The organism is Variovorax sp. CCNWLW235, from assembly GCF_037204085.1.
Classification (GTDB): domain Bacteria; phylum Pseudomonadota; class Gammaproteobacteria; order Burkholderiales; family Burkholderiaceae_C; genus Variovorax.
This window is the reverse complement of record NZ_JBBCBW010000012.1, coordinates 100659-121374: the sequence shown is the minus strand read 5'-3', so window position 1 is coordinate 121374 and position 20716 is coordinate 100659. Positions and strand designations below refer to the sequence as shown.

Here is a 20716-nt window from a genome sequence, read left to right as displayed (position 1 = left end):
AGACAGCCGATGACCGCCACGCCCCGGCCTGCAGCCGGCCAGCCTCCCCTCATCGCCACGGATGTGCTGATCGCCGGCGGCGGCCCTTGCGGGCTGATGCTCGCCAACGAACTCGGCCGCCGCGGCATCCGCTGCCTGCTGGTCGACGCCAAGCCGGGCACGGCCTTCAACCCGCAGGCCAACGCGACACAGGCCCGCACGATGGAGCACTTCCGCCGCCTTGGCTTCGCGCACGAGATCCGCGCGCTGGGCCTGCCCGCCGATCATCCGACGGACATTGCCTACTTCACACGCTTCGCCGGACATGAGCTGGCACGCATCAGCTTGCCCACAGCCGCCGAGGCCGCGGTCAAGGTCAAGACGATGACGGGGTCCTGGAGCGCCGCCGAGCTGCCGCATCGCGTGTCGCAGAAATTCGTCGAGCAAGCCCTGCGCCGCCACGCTCAGGGCTGGCCTTCCGCGGATGTGCGCTACGGCTGGCGGCTGGAGCGGTTCAGCGACGACGGTGGATCGGTGAGTGCCACGGTGCGGCCGAGCGAAGGCGGCCCTGCGCAGGAGGTTGTTGCAAAGTTCCTGATCGGTGCCGACGGCGCGCGCAGTCTGGTTCGCCAACAGTTGGGCATCGAATGGGGCGGCGTGAGCGGCATCCAGCGCGAGTTCATGGGCGGCAAGATGTTCGCCATCTACCTGCGCGCGCCCCGGTTCCTCGATGCGCTGCAATCGTCCAAGGCCTGGATGTACGTGGCCGTCAACCACGAAAGGCGTGCCTTCATGGCCTCGGTGGACGGCGTATCGGAGTACGCCTTCCATGCGGCGCTGCGCCCCGGCGAAGACGCCGACGGTTGGACCGAGGTCGATGCGCGCCGCGTCTTCGCAGAGGCGGTGGGCGCCGAAGTGCCTGTCGAGATTCTCTCCATGGGCACCTGGCTCGCGGGGCACGCGCTGGTGGCACAGCGCTTCCACAAGGGCCGGGTCTTCATTGCGGGCGATGCGGCACACCTGTTCACGCCCACCGGCGGGCTGGGCTACAACACGGCCGTCGAAGACGCGGTCAACCTGGGCTGGAAGCTCGCGAGCGTGATCCGCGGCCAGGCACCGCTAGCGCTGCTCGACAGCTACGAGGCCGAGCGCAGGCCGCTGGCCGAGCGCAACACGGGCTACGCGCGCAAGTTCGCCGACTCGGTGGGGCTCTTCGCGGCAAAGCCCGAACTGGAAGAAACCTCCCCGCGGGGCGACGCCGAGCGCAAGCTTGCGGGCGAGCACTTCGATGCGCATGCCCGGCTCGAATTCAATATTCCGGGCGTGACCTTCGGCGGGCGCTACGACGGTTCGCCGATCATCTTCGGCGACGGGGCCGTGCTGCCCCCGGACGAGCCGAATGCCTACACACCCACCGCCAGTCCGGGCGGCCGGCCGCCACACGCGTGGCTCGACGACGGCCGCTCGCTGTTCGACCTCTTTCACGCCGAGTGGACATTGCTGGCCTTGGGGCCCGATTCCCCCGCTACCCAGGCCTTCGAAGCCGCGGCGTGGAATCTTGAAATGGACCTGCGTGTCGTGCGGCTGGCGCAGCCATTCCTGCGCGAACTCTATGAAGCGCCGCTTGCGCTGATCCGGCCGGACCAGATCGTGGCATGGCGCGGTGCAACTGCGAACGATGCAGCCGGTGTGCTGTCTCGCGTCACGGCCCGGCCTTGCCCCGCACTACCTCACGCCATCTCGACACCCTCAACAACAATCTCCGTCGATGCGGCGAGAGGAACTCTGTCATGAAAGCCAGCACCCCGCTTCTTCGCCTCACCGTCCTGGCGACGGCCTTGGCAATCGCTCCTTCGGCATTTGCGCAGGCTTGGCCAACCAGGCCGGTCCGACTGGTGGCGGCCTTTCCGCCGGGCACTCCGGGCGACGTGATCGCGCGGTTGATACAGCCAGCGCTTCAGGCCGCCTGGAACCAGCCGGTCATCATCGAGAACAAGACAGGCGCCGGAGGCAACCTGGCCGCCGGGGAAGTCGCGCAAGCCAAGGACGGCCACACCCTGCTCGTTGGACCCGACACGATCCTCACCATCAATCCCCATCTGTACAAGAAGCTGGGCTTCGATCCGAGGGCGTCGCTCAAACCCGTCACCTACTTCGCGAGCTTCAACCAGTTGCTGGTGTGCAATCCAGCCGCCGAAGTCCCGACGCTCGCAAAGTTCATCCAGTTGCCTTCCACGCGGCTGTATGCCTCCGGCGGCGCGGGCACGCCAAGCCACATGGCCATGGAGATGCTGCTGGCCACCACCGGAACCAAGCTCACCCATGTGCCCTACAAAGGGCCCGGCCCTGCCGCGCAGGACGTGATGGGCGGCCATGTGGACTGCGGCTTCATCGTCTCCTCCGTCGTCCTGCCGCATGTTCAGAGCGGCCGGCTGCGCGCGATTGCCGTCTCCGGAAAGGAAAGATCGGGCCTGCTGCCCGGGGTTCCGACAGTTGCCGAGAGCGGACATCCGGGCTTCGATGCCACCTTCTTCGAGACCCTGGCCGCGCCGTCGAGCTTGCCAGCCGCTACCGTCGAAAAGATCCAGGGCGACGTGCGTGCCGCGCTCCAGGCTCCGGCCGTCAAAGCGCGCTTGGCGGAGATGGACCTGCGTGTGGAGGGCTACAGCACCCAGGAAGCGCAACGGCGCAGTCAGGAAGACTTTGCCAAGTGGGGTACGGTCGCGCAGCGGACCCAACTGCAGCTGGACTGAAGGAAAGTAACCATCATGCGCAACCTGAACCATCACACCATCACAGACGCCGTGCTTGCGCGGCAGGCAGAGGCGCCGGACCCGCGGTTCAAGCGCATCATGGACAGTCTGGTGCAGCACCTGCATGCTTTTGCACGCGAGGTGGAGCTGACCGAAGAAGAATGGTTCAGGGGCATCGAGTTCCTGACCCGCTGCGGCCACATCACCGACGACAAGCGACAGGAGTTCATCCTCCTGTCGGACGTGTTGGGCCTGTCGATGCTGACGGTGGCGCAGAACAATGACAAGCCTGCCGGATGCACCGAGGCGACCGTCTTCGGCCCGTTCCACGTGGAAGGCGCGCCCTGCTACGAACTCGGCGCGGACATCTCCAACGGTGCGCCCGGCGTTCCGTGCCTGGTGCGCGGCACGGTGCGCGGCATCGGCGGCGAGCCGGTCGGCAACGCCCGCATGGACGTGTGGCAATCGGACGAAGACGGCCTGTACGACGTGCAGCATCCGGATATCGACCATGCGCAGGCGCGCGGCATCGTGCACGCCGACGGCGAGGGCCGCTACCACTTCCGCTCGATCCTGGCCGTTCCCTACGCCATTCCGCACGATGGCCCCGTGGGCGATCTCCTGAAAGCGACCGGCCGGCATCCCTGGCGGCCCGCGCACCTGCACTTCCTGATCGAGGCCGACGGCTACGAGAAGCTGATCACGCACGTGTTCCGCAGCGACGACCGCTACCTGGATTCGGATGCGGTGTTCGGCGTGCGCCAGTCGCTGATCGCCGATTGGAAGCAGCAGCCGGATGGCTCCTACCTCGTCGAGTACGACTTCGTGCTGAAGCCCGCCCAACAGATTGCTGCGAATGCCTGACATCCTACCAATGCCGAGCATGAAGGACTTCGTCTACAACGGCCAGCCCTCGCGGGTGGTGTTCGGCGCCGGCTCCCTGGCGCACCTGGAGCGCGAGATCGAGATCCTCGGAGCGCGCCGTGCGCTGGTGCTGTGCACGCACGAGCAGCAGGGGCAGGCGCAGATGGTTGCCGAGCGTCTCGGCGCTCGCGCCGCGGGCATTTTTGCGCGCGCAGTCATGCATGTGCCCATTGAGACCGCGCGCGAGGCCCGAGACGAAGCGCGCCGGCTGGGCGCCGACTGCGCAGTTGCCATCGGCGGTGGCTCGACCACCGGTTTGGGCAAGGCCATCTCGCTGGAATCCGGCTTGCCGATTCTTGCGATCCCCACGACCTATGCGGGCAGCGAGATGACGCCGATCTACGGCATCACCGAGAGCGGCTTGAAGAAGACCGGCAAGGACGCGCGCGTGCTGCCCCGCACCGTAATTTACGACCCGGAGTTGACGCTGACGCTGCCGGTTTCCTTGAGCGTGACGAGCGGCCTGAATGCGATTGCACACGCGGCCGAAGGCCTGTATGCGCGCGACGGCAATCCTGTGATGAGCCTGATGGCCGAGGAAGGCATTCGCGCCCTCGCCAGGGCGTTGCCGGCCATCCGCCAGCGCAGCGGCGATGTCGATGCCCGCGCAGACGCGCTGTACGGTGCGTGGCTGTGCGGTACGGTACTTGGCAGCGTGGGCATGGCGCTGCACCACAAGCTGTGCCACACCCTGGGCGGTAGCTTCAACCTGCCGCATGCCGAGGTGCACACGGTAGTGCTGCCTCAGGCCATTGCCTTCAACTCGCAGACCGAGCCTGGAGCCATATCCCGCATCGAGCGCGCACTCGGGTCGGCAGAGCCGTGCAGCGCCGCGGCCGGCCTTTTCGACCTGGCACGAGACAACGGCGCGCCGGTGGCGCTGCGTGATCTCGGCATGAAGGAGACCGACCTCGACCGCGCTGCAGATCTCGCCGTGAACAGCCCCTACTGGAACCCGCGGAAGGCAGGACCGGCACAACGCGGCGAAATCAGGCAACTGCTGCAGAACGCTTTCGACGGTATCCGACCCGAATAGGAATGGCGGCAGCCAAGTCGCTGTAGACCCATGGAGATAAAAACGTCAACGTTTCTATTTCCCCGCCCAACGCTCCCGCGCCCGATGCGCCGGACAAAAGCCAATTGCGTCGCGCGTGTCTATACAGCCAATGCCCCGGACAAGGCCTGCGCCAGATCTTCTCGCAGATCGTCCGCGCTCTCCAGCCCAATCGAGAACCGGAGCAGATGCCCGGCATAGCTCTGCTTGCCACTGCGGATGCTTCCCATGTCATAGGGCATGACCAGACTCATGGGGCCGCCCCATGACAGGCCAATGCCGAACAATTGCAGACGGTCGCAGAAGGCATCGACTTGTGCGAGGGTATGGGACCCGTCGATGAGCACCGAGAAAAGGCCGGCGGCTGCGCTGCAGTGCGTCGCCCAATGTTCGTGCCCGGGACAAGATTCCAGCGCCGGGTGCAGGACCTGGCGAATTCCCTTTTGCCTGGCCAACCATGAGGCGAGCGCCCGGGCCGTGGCGTCGTGCAGGTCGTAGCGAGCCTTGATGGACGCCAATCCCCGTAGCACCAGTTCTGCATCATTGGCGCCTACGCCCATGCCCAAGTCCAGGTAGGCGACTCGGAGCTTGTCATGCAGTTTGTCGTCGTTCGTGACGATCGAGCCCATCAGGACATCGGCGCCGCCCGAGGGGTACTTGGTCAGCGCATGAACGCTGATGTCCACGCCCGTCTCGAAAGGCGCGAAGGCGATGCCCGCCCCCCAGGTGTTGTCGAGCCCGACAATTGCGCCGGCGTTCTTGGCCGTTGCCACCAATGTGCGAAGGTCCGGGAATTCCATGGTGATCGATCCTGGCGCCTCGACCCAGACGAGCTTGGTGCGCACGCTGAGCTTGGCCTGCAGATCGGCAACGTCCAGGGGGTTGTAGCACTGATGGGTGATGCCCAGTTGCGAGAGTGTCGCGCGTGCATGGCGCAGCGAGGGGCCGTAGACGTTGGTGGGCAGAAGTACCTCGTCGCCGGTCGACAGCAAGCCGAGGTTGACCAGGGCGATGGCCGCCTGCCCGCTCGGGCTGAGCAGGCAGTGCCGACCGCCTTCGAGCGTGCACAGACGCTGTTCAAGGGTGTACGTCGTCGGCGTGCCGTAGAGGCCGTAGCTGTATCCGTCGCGGTGGCCAAATGCCCTGGCACGTTCGCGCACCGTTGCCGCGTTGGGGAACAACACCGTCGAGCCCTTGAACACACCCGGAGGAACCGCCTGGTAACCGGTCGGTGGGACGTAGGCGTGGTGAATCAGTTGGGTGCTGATGTCTTGAGACATGGCGGAGAGCTCTTGTGCAGGATCAGGAGCTTCAATGTATCGGAACATCAAGCTGCCGCCTGTGTCGCCCCCTGGGCAAAACCGCACATCGGGTTGCGCCGATGCGGCAAGGCGTTCTCACGTGCGCATGTCGGCTAGCCGCGCGGCTGCGCATCGGCGGGGCCGTTGAGCCATTGTTGCTTCGACTCGAAGAGCCGATGAAGATAGTCGGTGACTGCGCGGATGCGGGCCGAGTACTGAAGGTCATGGTGCACGCTGACCCAGAGCGTCCGCGTCACCTTCGCCGTATCGGCAAGCACCGGCACCAGCGTGTCCTCCTTCACCACGGAGAACTTGGGAAGCAGCACCAGGCCTAGCCCGGACGCTGCCGCGGCCATCTGCGCCAGCATGCTGTTCGATTGGAAGCTCATCGGAGGCCTTGCAACCAGCTCATCGAGCCAGCGCACTGCGTCAAGTTGGATCAGGTCGTCCAGATACCCAACGAACTGATGCTTGGGAAGCTCGGACAGGCTCGCCGGCACCCCATAGTTCTCGATATAGCTCAGCGAGCCATAAAGGTACAACGCGAACGAACCCGCTGGCTCGCACGCCAGGCCTTGGCCGATCGGCTTGAAGAAGCTGACAAAAACGTCGGCTTCCCTGCGGCTCACGTTGACGATGGAGGAAGACGTCACCAGTTCCACGCGCAGCTTGGGGTGCTTGCGCAACAGCGGCTCGAGGTGGCGCGTCACGAAGGTGGTGCCGATCCCCTCCATCATGGCAATCCGCACGCTGCCCGATGGCTCCGTGTCGGTTCCACCGAGCTCCTCCTGCAGCGACAGGACGGCGCGCTCCATGTTCTCGGCCTGCAGCGCGAGAACGTGCGCCAGCTCAGTGGGTCTGAGTCCTGCGCGGTGGCGTTCGAAAAGCGGGCCGCCCAAGCAGAGTTCCAACTGCGAAAGCCGGCGGCTGACCGTGGAGTGATCGATGCGGAGCTGCCTGGCCGCCTGGGAGAGACTCCCCGTACGGTTGATATGCAGGAACAGGCGCACATCGTCCCAATCGAGGTTGGCGAGGGGTACCTTCTTGGTCGTCATGCGGCCTTCTTGTGCATCGTCGTGTGCAATCTTGATCCTTCGGGCTTGATCGGCCCGTGGTTCCTTGATAGCACTTCGGTCCCCGATGCGCAATACCGGGGACCGTGCGGCCGGGCGCGGCCGCTTCCCAGTCCCGGCGCAGTGACCCTATATGAAGAGTCCCCTGGGTGAACTCAGCCCGTAGGCTGCTCCACATGCGCCTGGCGCCGATATAGAAAGTCCATCAGTGCACGCCTGCACTCCGCATAGGTCGGGTCGGTCGCCAGGCTGACGCGATCGCGCGGGCGCGCAATGGGCACGTCCAAGATCTCCCCGATGCGTGCCGCGGGCCCGTTGGTCATCATGACGATGCGGTCCGCGAGGAGCACTGCCTCGTCCACGTCGTGCGTGACCATGACCACCGTGCTTTTCGTTTTCTCGACGATGCCGAGCAGCTCGTCCTGCAACCTGGCGCGCGTGAGCGCGTCGAGCGCACCGAAAGGCTCGTCCATCAGCAGGACCTGCGGTTCCATCGACAGTGCCCGGGCAATGCCGACGCGCTGCTTCATGCCCCCGGAGATTTCGCTGGGCTTCTTGTGCGCGGCATGCGCCAGGCCGACCATCTCGAGCGCCGCCCCGGTGCGTTGATCGATGGCGGAAGCAGACTCGGCACGAAACACGCTGCGCACGGCCATGCGCACGTTGTCGAAGCAGCTGAGCCACGGCAAAAGAGAATGGTTCTGGAACACCATCGCGCGCCGGGGGCCCGGTCCGCGGATGACCTCCCCGTCGCATGAGACGGTTCCCGCACTCGGCGATGCCAGCCCGGCAAGAAGATTGAGCAGCGTGGATTTGCCGCAGCCGGAATGGCCGATCAGCGCAACGAACTCGCCTCTGCGGATTTCCAGGTTGATCTCGCTGAGTGCCGGAAAGTCGCCCTTGGGGGTGCTGAAGGTCTGCCGCACACCGCAAACGCGCAGAAATCCGGGCGTGGCGGTCGAGGCTGTCGAAACGGTTGAGAAAGCTGGCCGCAACATGGTCTGCCCTTTCATTCGCGGAAGCTCAGCTGCTTCATCAATGCGCCGAGCAACTGGTCGAGCACCAGGCCGACGATGCCGATCATCACGATGGCGACGATGATGCTGGAGATCTGCAGGTTGTTCCATTCGTTCCAGACGAAGAAGCCGATACCGCTCTGGCCCACCACCATTTCCGCCGCCACGATCACCAGCCACGCGATGCCGATCGAAATGCGCATGCCCGTGAGGATCATGGGAACCGCCGCCGGAAAGACGATCTTGCGCGCGCGCTCCATGGGCGTGAGTCCGATCACGCGGCCGACATTGGTCCAGTCCTGGCGCACGCTCGCTGTGCTGTACAGGGTATTGATCAGGATGGGCCAGATCGAACAGATGAAGATGATGAAGATCGCCGAGGCGCCGCTGTCCTTCAGCGTGTAGAGCGCGAGCGGCATCCAAGCCATGGGCGAGACGGGCCGCAGCAGCTGGATGAAGGGATTCAGCGCCTGGCCGAGCCATGGAACCAGTCCCAGCAAGAAGCCCAACGGAACGCCGACCAGCACGGCCAGGGCGTAGCCGGTGAACACGCGCCTGAGCGAGTCAAGCAGGTGCCAGGCAATGCCCAGGTCGTTCTCGCCGTTGCGGCGGAATGGATCCGCGAACAGTTCGCCGGCGCGCTTGAACACGTCGACGGGCGTCGGAATGGCCGAGCGCTCCACCGACGCGCCGGGGCTCTTGCCCATCAGCTTGTCGTAGTCTGAAAGCTCGGCCGGCGCGCTGCCGCCCCCGTTGGAGGCGAGCATCTGCCAGGCGGCCAGCAAGAGCAGGCCGATTGCCAAGGTGGCCAGCCAGGAGCGTGAATTCGAGATCGCACTCTGCATGGTCAGGCCCTGCCCAGCGACTTCAGGTATTCGGCGGGGTGGTCGGAGTCGAAGCTCTTGCCCAGAATGGTTTCCTTGCGGAACCCGACCTCGGGCGCCCTGCCGCCGCGCTCCTCGATGAGGCGCTTTGCATCGGTGGCCAGCATCACCTGTCGGGCAAGGCCTTTGTAGTCCAGGTCCTCCTTGATCATGTTCCATCGGCGCATCTGGGTCAGAAGCCACACCGCGCTCGAGTAGTGCGGGAAAGGCTGGAAGTCGATGCGGCGCGGCAGCGTCTTCACGTTGCCCAGGCCATCGGCATACCTGCCGGTGAGGACCTGGTCCACGACGGTTTCGGGTTGGTTGAGATATTGCGGCTGTGCAAGGATCTTGGCCATTCCCGTGCGGTTGGCAGGCTCGGACACATGCAGGCTCGCCGCGATGATCGCGCGGTATGCGGCCATGAAGCTGTTGGGATGAGCCTTGATCCAGGCCTCGGTTGCGGTCACCGAGCAGCAAGGATGCTCCGGCCAGATCTCGCTCGAAACCAGGTGAATGAAGCCCGCACCTTCGTACACGGCGCGTTGGCCGCCCGGTTCGCCGCCGAAGAAGCCGTCGATGTTGCCGACCCGGAGGTTGGAAACATACTCGGACGGAGGAACGACGCGGTAGGAGACGTCCCGGTCCGCATCCAGCCCCGCCGACGCGAGATAGTGGCGCAGCTGGAGCATCTGGTGCGATTGCTCGAACGGCACTGCAAACTTGAATCCCTTCCAGTTCTTCGGGTCGCGGTTGTCCTTGTGCTTCATCGCAAGGACCAGCGAGTTGCCGTTCTGGTTGAGCACGGTCAACACGCGGGCCGGAATGGGAGCGCCGCCGATGCCGGCGGACATGGCCAGCGCAACGGGCATCACCTGCTGGGAGATGTCCAGTTCCCCGTTGACCATCTTGTCTCGAATCAGCGCGATTCCGGCGATTTTTTGCAGGCTCAGTTCCAGGCCCTCGCGCGGAAAAAGCCCGAGCTGCTCCGCATAGATCAGCGGCGTCGCGCAGGTGATGGGCAGGAATCCCACGGCGAGCCGCTTCTTCTCCGGCGCACCCTTGTTGCGCTCCTGCGCGACGGCGGCAAGCTGGGTCAGCGGCGTGAGCGCCGTGAGTGCGGCCAGCGCCCCCGCCCTCCCCAGCGTCTTGACGAAGGCTCGGCGCAGGCCGCGCTCGGGAAAGAGGCCGTGCAGCATGCCCTGGGCCATGGCGCCGGCCAGCGCGTCGCCGGAATTCGCGGGCGCGTTCTCCGCGAGGCACTCCTCATCGTCACTGTGGGTACTGCCGCATGCGCAGGGGCCGGTGCGGGAAAGGCGAACATACTCGTGCGATGGGTCCATGGGGCCTCCAGGCTGGATTGAGCGGACCAGGTCCGCGACATGGCAATAGTGAGCATGTTCCGTGCAAATAGCCGCCGGGAAATTCGCAACCCTCTGTGCGCAGATCCTGCATCGACTCGAGGAGCCGGCAAAAACGCACCTGCGGTTGCGTTTTTCGGGTACTTCCGCGGCCATGCCGGCAACTATCCTGTGGGCCTCAGCAACGCACAGCGAGTACCTGACATGAGTTCATTGCCCCGGGTGAAGGTTGCCGCCGCCCACGCAGCGCCGGTGCTGCTCGACAAGACCGCCACGACCGAAAAGGCCGTGTCCATCATCAAGGAGGCCGCCCTTCATGGCGCGCAGGTGATCGCGTTCCCCGAAACCTACATTCCGGCGTTCCCCGTCTGGGCGGCCCTGTGGGCGCCCATCTACAACCACGATCTGTTCGAGGCCATGGTCGAGAACAGCGTCTACGTGCCGGGGCCCGAGGTGGCCTTGATTGCCGCAGCCGCCAAGCGCTTTGGCGTGTGCGTGTCGATGGGCATCAGCGAACGCAGCACCGTGAGCGCCGGCTGCATCTGGAACTCGAACATCCTGATCGGCGAGACGGGCGAGTTGCTCAACCATCATCGCAAGCTGGTGCCGACCTTCTACGAGAAACTGGTCTGGGCGGCGGGAGACGGACAGGGACTGCGAGTTGCCGACACGCGTTTCGGGCGCATCGGCGGCTTGATCTGCGGCGAGAACACCAACCCGCTCGCACGCTTCTCGCTCATGGCGCAGGCGGAGCAGATTCATGTCTCCAGCTGGCCGCCGATGTGGCCCACGCGCAGGCCGTCCGGAGGCGGAAACTTCGACAACGTAGCGGCAAACCGCATTCGGGCGTCCGCCCATTCGTTCGAAGCCAAGGCGTTCGGAATCATCTGCGCGAGCTTCATGGACAAGGCGATGCGCGACGTCCTGGTGGATCGCGATCCGGCAGTGGCGGAAGTGGTCGACGGCACGCCGCGCGGCGTGTCGATGTTCGTGGACCCGACCGGTACCCAGATCGGCGACACGCTCCAGAACGAGGAAGGGATCGCCTACGCCGAGTTCGACCTCAACAAGTGCATCGAGCCGAAGCAGTTCCATGACGTGGTGGGCTACTACAACCGGTTCGACGTCTTCTCTCTGGGTGTTGAACGCCGCCGCCACGAGCCGGTCGTGTGGTCGGGGCCGTCCGATCCGCAGTTTCCGCGGCTGCTCGACGACGAGGTGACCGCCGGGGTGCTGGATGAATAGCTCGGCTTTCCTGCCACCGCTGCCTGAAGGCGCGGAACGTTCGGTGGTCATTGGCCAGTCTCCCGGATTCCATCTGAAGCCGCCACCCGCCCCTGCGGCGCTGCGCGACTTCATCACCTCCGATGCACAGCTCTTCGAGACCATCCACATGGGCTCCGTCGAAGTCGACGCCAAGCGCTGGCGGCTGCAAGTGGACGGGCTCGTCCGCAAGCCTTTTTCGATCGGGCTGGACGATCTCAGGCGGCTGCCTTCCGTCTCAGTCACAGCCTTTCACGAGTGCTTCGGTAGCCCACTGGTACCGGCCGACCGCAACCTCTGGCGCGTAGGCAACGTCCGCTGGACCGGCGTGCCGCTGGCTGTGCTGCTCGAGCAAGCGCAACTCGGGCCGGGTGCCACCCATGTCTGGTCGGACGGCCTGGACAGCGGCGAGTTCGGTGGCCGCACGATGAATCGGTATCGCAAGGATCTGCCGCTCTCGAAGGCGCTGTCTCATGAGGTGCTCGTGGCTTACGAGATGAATGGCGCACCCCTGACGCGCGAGCGGGGCGGCCCGGTTCGCCTGGTGGTTCCAGGCTGGTTCGGCACCAACATGACGAAATGGCTCTGCCGGCTGTCGGTCCAAGGCAAGCGTGCGGACTCCCCTTTCACTACCCTCTGGTACAACCGCGACAAGGAACACGAAGGCGAAGTCGTTCGAGAGCCGGTGTGGGCTGTCGAGCCCAATTCGATGATCACCCATCCGGCACCCGGCGACACCATCTCCACAGATGATGTGGAAGTCAAGGGTTGGGCCTGGAGCAACAACGGGATCGGCGGCGTGGCACTCAGCGCTGATGGCGAGGCGACATGGCTTGAGGCCGAGGTCCGGCCGCGCCGGGAATTCGAGTGGCAGCAGTTCGCGGCGACGCTTGCGCTGCCGCGAACGCCCGGCTTGGTGAGCATCGTCGCGAGAGCCCGGGACGCCGATGGATCGATGCAGCCGTTCGGCGGAACACGAAGCGCGGCACATTCCGTCCAGATCCGTCGGGTTCTATCGGCGACCTCAAAGACGTAATTTGCACAAACATTGCGCCGAAGAAAACACGATTTCCATCGACTGGCCAAGGACGGCGAGGCGGTAATGCCGATTGGCCCGCATTTTCAGAGCTGGATACAAACGGCTTTTGACTCGGTGTACATCTCCAGCGCGGCAGATCCCATCTCTCGCCCCCAGCCCGATTGTTTGTAGCCGCCGAAGGGCATCGCTGCGTCCATCACGTGGTGGCAGTTGATCCACACCGTGCCGGCTTGCACGGCACGGGCCACCGCGTGTGCGCGCGAGACGTCTCGCGTCCAGATGCTGGCGGCCAGCCCATATACGCTGTTGTTGGCGTGGGCCACTACCTCATCCACTTCCCTGAAGCGCGTAGCGACCAGGACCGGGCCGAAGATCTCCTCCTGTACGACCCGCATCGACTGCCGCACATCCGTGAGAATGGTTGGCCGATAGAAGTAGCCTGGCCCGCCGACCGCCTCGCCGCCGACCGCGACACCGGCGCCCTCCTTCCTGCCAATGGCAACGTAGCCGGCTACACGCTGCAATTGCTCATCGGACACCAGCGGGCCGATCTGCGTGTCGGGATCAAGGCCGGGCCCGATCTTGAGCGCTGACGCCACGGCCGCAAGCCGCTCCACGAATTTGCCATAGATCGACTCATGCACGTACAGGCGCGAACCGGCCGTGCAGACCTGCCCCTGGTTGAAGAAGATCGCATGTGCTGCGCCCTTCACAGCGGCATCCAGATCCGCGTCGGCCATGACGATGACGGGTGACTTGCCGCCCAGTTCCAACGAAATGCGCTTGAGCGTATCGGAGCCCGAGCGCACGATCATCTTGCCGACCTCGGTGGACCCCGTGAACGCGATCTTGTCGACGTCAGGGTGCGCCACGATGGCGGCGCCCGACGTGTGGCCCAGGCCTTGGATCAGGTTGAGCTGCCCGGGTGGCACGCCGGCCTCGTGCGCGATGGCCACCAGCGCCGCAGCGGTCAGCGGCGTCTGCTCGGCAGGCTTGAGAATGGACGCACAACCGAAAGCCAGGGCCGGCGCAACCTTCCACGCCGCCATCAACAAGGGGAAGTTCCAGGGCACGATCTGGCCAACCACGCCGATGGGGTCGCGCTGGGTGTAGGCAAGGAACTGGCTCTGGGGGCGGCCCGCCAGCGGAAGCTGCTCCCCTTCCATCCGCGTGGCCCAGCCCGCCATGTAGCGGAACACATTGGCGGCGGAGGGTATGTCCGCCATGCGAGCGGCCGACACGGGCTTGCCGTTGTCCAGGGATTCAAGTGCGGCAAGTTCCTCGCCGCGGGCCTCGATCATGTCGGCGATGCGCGTGAGCACGCGTGATCGGGCCATCGGCGGTGCCTTGGCCCAGGGGCCCTTTTCAAAGGCAGCACGCGCGCTGCGCACGGCCGAGTCGACATCCCGCGCGTCGGCCGAGGCCACCTGGGCGATGGGCTGGCCGGTTGCGGGATTGACGGTGCTCAGAGTCGCGCCCGATTGGGCGTCGACCCATTCACCGTTGATGAACAGTTTCAGGGGAGGCAGTTGAGGGGTGGGTGTGGACATCGCTGAATCCGGGGTCAGGCAGAAGAAGGGCCGCTTACACGGCCAGGGGTTCACCGAAGGGTTTCCAGGTCTCGCCGTCGAAGCGCTGCAGCCACAGCTTTTCGTAGAGCTCGTGCTGGTTCGGCTGGGTGCTCAGCTGCACGCCGGGCAGCATGATGGGTGTGCGAAAACCCTTGAGATTCAGCGCCTGCTTCATGATGTTCTCGCGCGTGAGGTCATCGCCGCTTCGCCGCAGTATTTCGCGCAGGATCTGAGCGCTGTTGTAGCCGGATGCGATCAACTGATCATTGGGATCATGGCCGCTCAGGCGCTTCTTCGCGAACTCCCGCAGTTCGACGATTGCGGGATCCTTGTTCCACTGCGAATCGGAAGGCGACTTGGCCACAGCGATGGTGATGGCTCCCACCACCTTGTCGGCGCCGGCCGGTCGCATGATGGCCTGGATGGACGAACTGCCCAGGGGCAAGAACACCTGGGGCTTCCAGCCGATGTCGTGCGCCTTGCGCAGCGCCTGAACCGCGAACTTGCCGTTGCACAGCACAAAGAACACGTCGGCATTCGTACTCTTCAGGCCCACGACCTGCGAGTCCACGGTTGCGTCCGTTACCTCGTAGGTGTTCTCGGCCACGACCATGGCCTTGGCCCGTTCACCCAGCGCGCGCTTGATGGCGTCCAGGTAGTCCTTGCCGAAGTCGTCGTTCTGGCGCAGCACCGCGATCTTCGCATTGGGCTTGTTGTCCAGAAGCCAGCGTGCATACGCACGCCCTTCGGCGGAATAGGATGGCGCGCCCGGAACGACAAAGGGGGCAACCTTGGCGTCCACCCACTTGTTCGCGCCGCTGTTGACGAGCAGCTGCGGCACTTTGCGCTCGTTGAGGTAGCGGTGGATCGCGTTGTTGTTGGGGGTTCCCAGCGTCTGGTAGATCAGCGCCACGTTCTCGCTTTCCACCAGGCGCCGCGTGAGCTCCAGTGCCTTGCCGGGGTTGTATGCGTCGTCGTACTGGATCAGCCGGACCTTGCGGCCGTTGATGCCGCCCGCTTCGTTCAATTCCTCGAAGTAGGCCTGCGCGGCCTTTCCCATCATGCCCAGGCCTGAAACCGGCCCACTGAAGGGCATGGTGGAGCCGATGCGGATTTCACTGTCGGATGTGCCCGGCCCGTACTTGGGCTGTGCAAAAACGGCATGCGGAAAACTCAGCGCCGCGGCCGAGGCCGCAAGTGCGGTGCGTCGATTCATGGACATGGGCAAGTCCCTTTCGTGGTTGAAGGCGATGAAGACCGGGACTCAATGAGGGTCCCGCTGGCGTGTGGCGGGCGTGGTCCGCGAGCTCAGGCGCTGCGCCAGCGCTTGGGCGGCACCGGCCAGGCCGCCGGGGGCAATGAAGACGACCAGCAACACCGAGAACCCGAAAATGGCCCAGGGCGCTGCCGTGGAGACGCGCTCTGCCCAGGCCGGCACATACAGAATGAACGCCGCGCCGATCCATGGCCCCACCGTCGAGGCCGGGCCGCCGACCACCAGTGCCACCAGCATGGTCAGCGAGAGGAAGACACCGAAGCTGTCGGGACTGACGTACTGCACGTTCAACGCATACAGGCCGCCGCCGAGTGCCGCACACAAGCCGCTGAAGGCGAAGGCCGTTGCCTTGACGCGACCGACGTTCACACCGTGCGCCGCTGCGGCAATCGGGTTGTCGCGCACAGAACGCAGTTCCAGGCCTTTGCGACCGGCAAAGGCCCTGGCGAGCACCACGGTCAGCAGCACCGCGATGGCCAGCGCCATCCAGTACATCCAGGCATCGGAACCCAGTTCGGCAGGCACCCACGATGGCGCCTTCGGCCGCTCCAGCTGGAGCCCGGTGGCCCCGCCGGTCCACGGCGACACCGAGCCATGACGCAGCACCTGCGGAATGGCAAGCGCCAGGGCAAAGGTCGACAGCGCCAGGTAGGAGTGACTCAGCCGCAGCAACGGCACGGCCAGCAGCCAGGCAAACGCGGCCACCGCCACGGCCGAGCCCGGCAGCGCGAGCCACCAGGGCATGCCGATACCGCACGACATTGCCGTGACGTACGCGCCCAATGCAAACATCGCACCCTGCGCCAACGAAGGCTGGCCCACCCAGCCCACGAACACATTCAGTCCGATCAAGGCGATGGCGATGCCGATCATTTGCGTCAACTGGAAGACCGATGCACCGGAGATCGCAAAAGGCAGTGCCGCAGCCGCCACACCTGCGGCGACAAAGATCCATGTCCTGTTCTTCATGTCAGACTCTTTCTGCACTGGGCTTTCCGAACAGACCATGGGGCCGCCAGATCAAGATTGAAACCAGCGCGATCAGTGCGACCGTGAGCTTGAGCTGTGAGCCCACTACGTAAGTGCCCAGGAGGTTTTCGAGCACCCCAAGCACCAGCCCGCCGACCACGGCGCCGGGCACGCTGTTGAGGCCGCCCAGCACAGCCGCCGCAAAGCCGTAGATCAGCACGCCACTCATCATGGTTGGGTCCAGGTACAGCACCGGCGCCAGCAGCAGCGCGGCCACGGCGCCCAGCATCGCCGCAATGCCCCAACCCATCGAGAACATGCGCAGCGTGGAAATACCGCTGAGCTGCGCCGAATCAGGATTCATTGCGGCTGCACGCACGGCCAGGCCGACACGCGTGAAGCGGAAAAAAGCCCACAGAGCCGCCAGCAGGAAGGCCGTTGTCAGCATCACGCCCAACTGCTGGCCGGAGATGAGGCCACCCATCAGCGAGATGTCGGGGAACGGACTGGGAAAATCGCGCACGTCGTGGCCCCAGAAATAGCCCGTGAGGCTGTGGATGGCCATGAACAAACCGATGAACGTGGCCACCGTAGCCAGCGGAGAGGCCGTCTTCAGCCGGCCGACGATCAGGCGCTCCACGGCGGCACCGCCCAGGAACGACAGTGCCAGCGCACCCACGAAGGCCGCCCAATACGGCAGGCCCGCCTGCAGCATGGCGAACGCGCCATAGGCCGAAAGCGTGGCCATTTCGCCTTGCGCGAAGTTCACATGCTTGCTGCAGCGGTACACCACGACAAGGGAAAGCGCCAGCAGCGCATAGGCGCAGCCCGTGGCCAGCCCCGCAATGATCTGGTGAAGCAGTTGTTCCATCATGCCTCCCCCAGGTACGCTGCCCGCGCGACCGGGTCTTCGCGCAGCGCGCTGGCGGTACCCGCCGCGAGCACGCGGCCGTTCGACAGGACATAGCCGTCATCGGCGACCTTCAGTGCCAATGCCATGTTCTGTTCGGCGAGCAAGATGCCCATGGGAGACTCGGCCTGCAAATTCCGAAGGATCTGGATCACCTCCATCGCGATGCGCGGTGCCAGCCCGAAAGTGGGTTCATCGAGCAGCAGCACCTTGGGCTGCGCGACCAGTGCGCGGCCAATGGCCACCATCTGCTGCTCACCACCTGAAAGGCTGCCGGCGAACTGCCAGCGCCGCTCCTTCAGTCGCGGCAGCCAGCCATAGACACGCTCGAGCGCCTCGTCGAAACCCGCGGCCGCGCGACGGGCGAAGCTGCCCACGCGCAGGTTTTCCTCGACCGTCAGGTCCGCGAAGGTTCCACGGCCCTCGGGCACCTGGGCCACACCCAGCCGCGCGATCTGCTCGGTTCGCAGGCCCCGGATGCTGCGCTCACCAAGGTGGATCTCGCCTTCGGCCTTGACCATGCCGCACAGCGCACGAATCAAGCTGGTCTTGCCGGCGCCATTGGCGCCCAACAGCGCCGTGATGCGGCCTGTCTTCACGGCGATCGACACATCGGAAATCACCTCGATCGGTCCGTAGCCTGCGCGCAGGCCATGCGTACGCAGCAGCACTGTGCCTGCCTCCTCAATGGATTTCATCTTCGACTCCGAAATACGCCGCCTGCACCAGCGGATCGGCGATCACCTGCTGCGGTGACCCAGACGCGATCAGCTTGCCGAACTCCAGCACGTACAGGTGTTCGCACAGCGACATCACCAGGCCCATGTGGTGCTCGACGATGAGGGCAATGCCGCCTGCATCGCGCAGGCGCTGCACGCGCCGCTTGAGGTCTTCCATATCTTCCGGCGTGAGTCCGGCCGCCGGTTCGTCCAGCAGCAGCACGCTCGGGTTGGACGCAAAGGCGCGCGCAAGCTCCACCCGCTTGCGAATACCCAGCGGCAACGCCTTGGTGTGGTGGTCGCGCACAGTTTCTAGACCGAATTCCTCGATGAGGCCATCCACCGTGCCCAACGGATCCCCTCCCCCTGCCGCGCCTCTGGCGTGCAGTGCGCCGCACGCGATGTTTTCGTACACCGTCATGCTCTGGAACAACGCGAGATTCTGGAAGGTGCGACCGATGCCCGCACGCGCGCGCTCGTGCGCTACCTGCGAAGTGAGGTCTCGGTCGCGCAGCCGAATGCTCCCCGCAGTGGGCCGGATGGCGCCCGATATGGCGTTGATCGCGGTGGATTTGCCCGCCCCGTTGGGCCCGATGAGGCCATAGATGCGCGAGGGTTCGAGGCGCATTGAAAGCTCGTTCAGCGCCTTCACCCCGCCATAGAAAACACTAAGTTTCTCGACATTCAACACGAGTCCGCCATCCTTTCCGAGAGGCAACAGCTACGGCTCTTCGCACACCACCTGCGCAACCTGGCGCGGAGCGTGCCCAACCGGGTTGGGCATTAATCTAATCAGTGATTAGTTTAGGCCGTTAAGAAGGAGATCGACCCTAGGGTTTCCATCCCGAATCTGGGTTCGCTCTTTGACATTTGACGGATGGGCAAATCTCATCGTCGATGAGATAAACCTCGAAGCCTGATGCCCGTCGGCCGAGGTATCCCGGCTACTCGCCGTGGCGCATCCCAGACAGGCACTGCGGGTCCAACCAGCAGGCATGCACTCCGAACGGCACGCGCGCCGGCAGTTGTATGCGCGCCAGCTCCTGCAGGGTGGCGGCGCTGAAGACCACCAGGGCCGCTTCGTTCTCCTTCATGAGCAGGTCGACCAGGTAGCCATCGTCTTCGGCCGAGGCACCTTCGCGCGGCACGAACAGCGCCTCGCCGCCCAGCGCATCGCCGTAGTTCAGGTAGCCGACCTCCCTCTCCTCCTGCAGGTCGTACTTGAGCACACCCTTGCCCATGTACCCACTGCTCTCGTCAAGCAGGTAGACGTAGCGGCAAGGCAAGCCCGAGCGGGCCGGATTGATGCTCGGGCGCTCGAAGGCACCATCGAGCAGCTGCCTGGCTTCTACCGCGCCGGTTTCCAGATCCAGCACCCACTTGTGGAGCTTGCCATGCCCCTCTTCGGGGCTATGGATGGGCACACCGGCCTGGTAGTTCTTGAACAAAGGCGCGAATAGCACGATCTGCTTGTGACCGTCCTTCCCGGTCTGCTGCCAGCCGTTGACCATGTGCCAGATAAAGCCCGGTTCGTTCGTCTCGAACCAGCGAACGGTGTCACCGGCCTTGGGGTAGCGCGGCAGCACGCCCCAGCGCATTTTGTAGCCCGCATCGAAGTAGTAGATGCTTTCTTCCTGCCCGATGCGCGAGCGGTCGCTGCGCAACGAAGGGTCGGGAAAGATCACATGGTTCTCCGAGACGATGTAGTCGTGCAGATAAGCCATCCAGCCGCCAGCACCCTCCTGCTGATGGATCAGCTGGTGATCCTTCAGATCGCCATCCTCCAGCCGGGAGTAGAAGATGCCGCCGTTCTGGCGATGGATGCTGACGTTGTAGAAGGTGCCGTTCTTCGGATCGATGCGCGGATGGGCCGAGAACGGGCTTTGCAGCTTGCCGTCCCACGTCTCGAGCCGACCCGTTCCGTCAATGACCAGACGCCCTTCGACTTCGCGCGTGTTCAGCACGAATGGGAAAGCCGTTTCGTTCAGGCAGTACAGCTTGCCCTTGTGCATCTGCACGGCAGTGGAGGCGGTGCTCAGTTCGAGCGGCGTCAAGTTCGGAATGGCACCTTGCGCCTTCTTCGATTCGATCAGCTTCAGCTTCGGCTGCTGCCTCGTGGCACCGTTGGCCAGATCGGAGAACTGCGGGTAGATCTCGCGGCCCACCTTCTCTTCGAAAGCATCGCGCGGTGTTCGCACGAAGACGTTCGAGTAGGTCACCTCGCCATCGCCAATCTGCACTTGGTGCAGCATGCCCGCGCCGTTGAACGCATGCGCACGCGACATGGTCTTCTTGAAGCGGGCGTTGGCGCCGTTTCGCAGGTACACACCGCGCAGATCCTTGGGCAGTTGGCCCGAAACTTTCACGGGTACATGACGCGTCTCGTGGGACACCGGCGCATAGCCGGGCACGTTGTACACGCTGGTGCGGTTGTGGGCCTCCGCATCGGCAGAGATTTGATCGAGGAGTTGCAGCTCCTCGGCACTGAAGATGGTTTCGATCGCGGGATCGGACATGTGGTTGCCTCGTGGTTCGTATGCGCGGAAAAGTCGGCCGCCTCGGCTCGAAGCTCAGCGTCGGCTTCAATGTGTTCATTGTAAACATTGAGCGTGTTTTTGAGGTCCTTACGAGGCCACGTGTTTTCC

18 protein-coding genes are annotated in these 20716 nt (G+C 64.6%); 6 read left to right on the top strand and 12 right to left on the bottom strand.

The window, feature by feature from the left end; translation table 11 throughout:
• The first annotated feature begins 9 nt into the window (after positions 1-9).
• From V9L21_RS15415 to V9L21_RS15400, 4 genes are read left to right on the top strand one after another with little or no spacing between them, the layout of a single operon-like run.
• A complete protein-coding gene (locus V9L21_RS15415) occupies positions 10-1773 on the top strand; it encodes an FAD-dependent oxidoreductase (protein ID WP_337313246.1) in 1764 nt (587 codons plus the stop codon).
• The gene (locus V9L21_RS15410) at positions 1770-2732 is read left to right on the top strand and encodes a Bug family tripartite tricarboxylate transporter substrate binding protein (protein ID WP_337313244.1); all 963 of its coding nucleotides are present in this window, start codon (positions 1770-1772) and stop codon (positions 2730-2732) included. Before V9L21_RS15415 ends, V9L21_RS15410 begins: the two co-directional genes overlap by 4 nt.
• Positions 2733-2747: 15 nt before the next feature.
• Positions 2748-3596 (top strand): intradiol ring-cleavage dioxygenase, encoded by an 849-nt coding sequence (locus V9L21_RS15405; RefSeq protein WP_337313242.1) that lies wholly within the window; start codon positions 2748-2750, stop codon positions 3594-3596.
• A gap of 19 nt (positions 3597-3615) precedes the next feature.
• The gene (locus V9L21_RS15400; RefSeq protein WP_337313316.1) at positions 3616-4692 is read left to right on the top strand and encodes a maleylacetate reductase; all 1077 of its coding nucleotides are present in this window, start codon (positions 3616-3618) and stop codon (positions 4690-4692) included.
• Positions 4693-4811: 119 nt separating this feature from the next.
• On the opposite strand, the gene V9L21_RS15395 is transcribed toward V9L21_RS15400, so the two are convergent.
• The 5 genes from V9L21_RS15395 to V9L21_RS15375 form a co-directional block, all read right to left on the bottom strand.
• Complete coding sequence (locus V9L21_RS15395; protein ID WP_337313240.1) at positions 4812-5990, bottom strand: PLP-dependent transferase; 1179 nt, start codon at positions 5988-5990, stop codon at positions 4812-4814.
• Between the two features lie 134 nt (positions 5991-6124).
• Complete coding sequence (locus V9L21_RS15390) at positions 6125-7066, bottom strand: LysR family transcriptional regulator (RefSeq protein WP_337313238.1); 942 nt, start codon at positions 7064-7066, stop codon at positions 6125-6127.
• 173 nt (positions 7067-7239) lie between these two features.
• Positions 7240-8082: an ABC transporter ATP-binding protein gene (locus V9L21_RS15385; RefSeq protein WP_337313236.1), complete on the bottom strand. Its 843-nt coding sequence runs from the start codon at positions 8080-8082 to the stop codon at positions 7240-7242.
• Positions 8083-8093: 11 nt separating this feature from the next.
• Complete coding sequence (gene ntrB, locus V9L21_RS15380; protein ID WP_337313234.1) at positions 8094-8945, bottom strand: nitrate ABC transporter permease; 852 nt, start codon at positions 8943-8945, stop codon at positions 8094-8096.
• Between the two features lie 2 nt (positions 8946-8947).
• Entirely contained in the window at positions 8948-10480 is a 1533-nt protein-coding gene (locus V9L21_RS15375) for a CmpA/NrtA family ABC transporter substrate-binding protein (RefSeq protein WP_337313233.1), read from the bottom strand.
• Between the two features lie 48 nt (positions 10481-10528).
• Here V9L21_RS15375 and V9L21_RS15370 point away from each other — a divergent pair, with 48 nt between their 5' ends.
• Positions 10529-11569, top strand: coding sequence for a carbon-nitrogen hydrolase family protein (locus V9L21_RS15370; protein WP_337313230.1), 1041 nt, complete (start codon positions 10529-10531; stop codon positions 11567-11569).
• On the top strand, positions 11562-12623 hold the full coding sequence (locus V9L21_RS15365; protein WP_337313228.1) for a molybdopterin-dependent oxidoreductase: 1062 nt from the start codon (positions 11562-11564) through the stop codon (positions 12621-12623). The genes V9L21_RS15370 and V9L21_RS15365 overlap by 8 nt, the downstream gene beginning before the upstream one ends.
• Positions 12624-12709: 86 nt before the next feature.
• Here the strand turns inward: V9L21_RS15365 and V9L21_RS15360 are convergent, their stop codons facing one another.
• The 7 genes from V9L21_RS15360 to V9L21_RS15330 form a co-directional block, all read right to left on the bottom strand.
• A complete protein-coding gene (locus V9L21_RS15360; protein WP_337313226.1) occupies positions 12710-14176 on the bottom strand; it encodes an aldehyde dehydrogenase family protein in 1467 nt (488 codons plus the stop codon).
• Positions 14177-14210: 34 nt separating this feature from the next.
• Positions 14211-15419: an ABC transporter substrate-binding protein gene (locus tag V9L21_RS15355; RefSeq protein ID WP_337313223.1), complete on the bottom strand. Its 1209-nt coding sequence runs from the start codon at positions 15417-15419 to the stop codon at positions 14211-14213.
• Between the two features lie 42 nt (positions 15420-15461).
• Entirely contained in the window at positions 15462-16442 is a 981-nt protein-coding gene (locus tag V9L21_RS15350; protein ID WP_337313221.1) for a branched-chain amino acid ABC transporter permease, read from the bottom strand.
• Between the two features lies 1 nt (position 16443).
• Entirely contained in the window at positions 16444-17313 is an 870-nt protein-coding gene (locus tag V9L21_RS15345; RefSeq protein WP_337313220.1) for a branched-chain amino acid ABC transporter permease, read from the bottom strand.
• Positions 17313-18050, bottom strand: coding sequence for an ABC transporter ATP-binding protein (locus tag V9L21_RS15340; protein ID WP_337313218.1), 738 nt, complete (start codon positions 18048-18050; stop codon positions 17313-17315). The genes V9L21_RS15345 and V9L21_RS15340 overlap by 1 nt, the downstream gene beginning before the upstream one ends.
• Positions 18037-18762 (bottom strand): ABC transporter ATP-binding protein, encoded by a 726-nt coding sequence (locus tag V9L21_RS15335; protein WP_337313216.1) that lies wholly within the window; start codon positions 18760-18762, stop codon positions 18037-18039. The genes V9L21_RS15340 and V9L21_RS15335 overlap by 14 nt, the downstream gene beginning before the upstream one ends.
• Before the next feature lie 253 nt (positions 18763-19015).
• On the bottom strand, positions 19016-20587 hold the full coding sequence (locus V9L21_RS15330) for a carotenoid oxygenase family protein (protein ID WP_337313214.1): 1572 nt from the start codon (positions 20585-20587) through the stop codon (positions 19016-19018).
• Between the last annotated feature and the right edge of the window lie 129 nt (positions 20588-20716).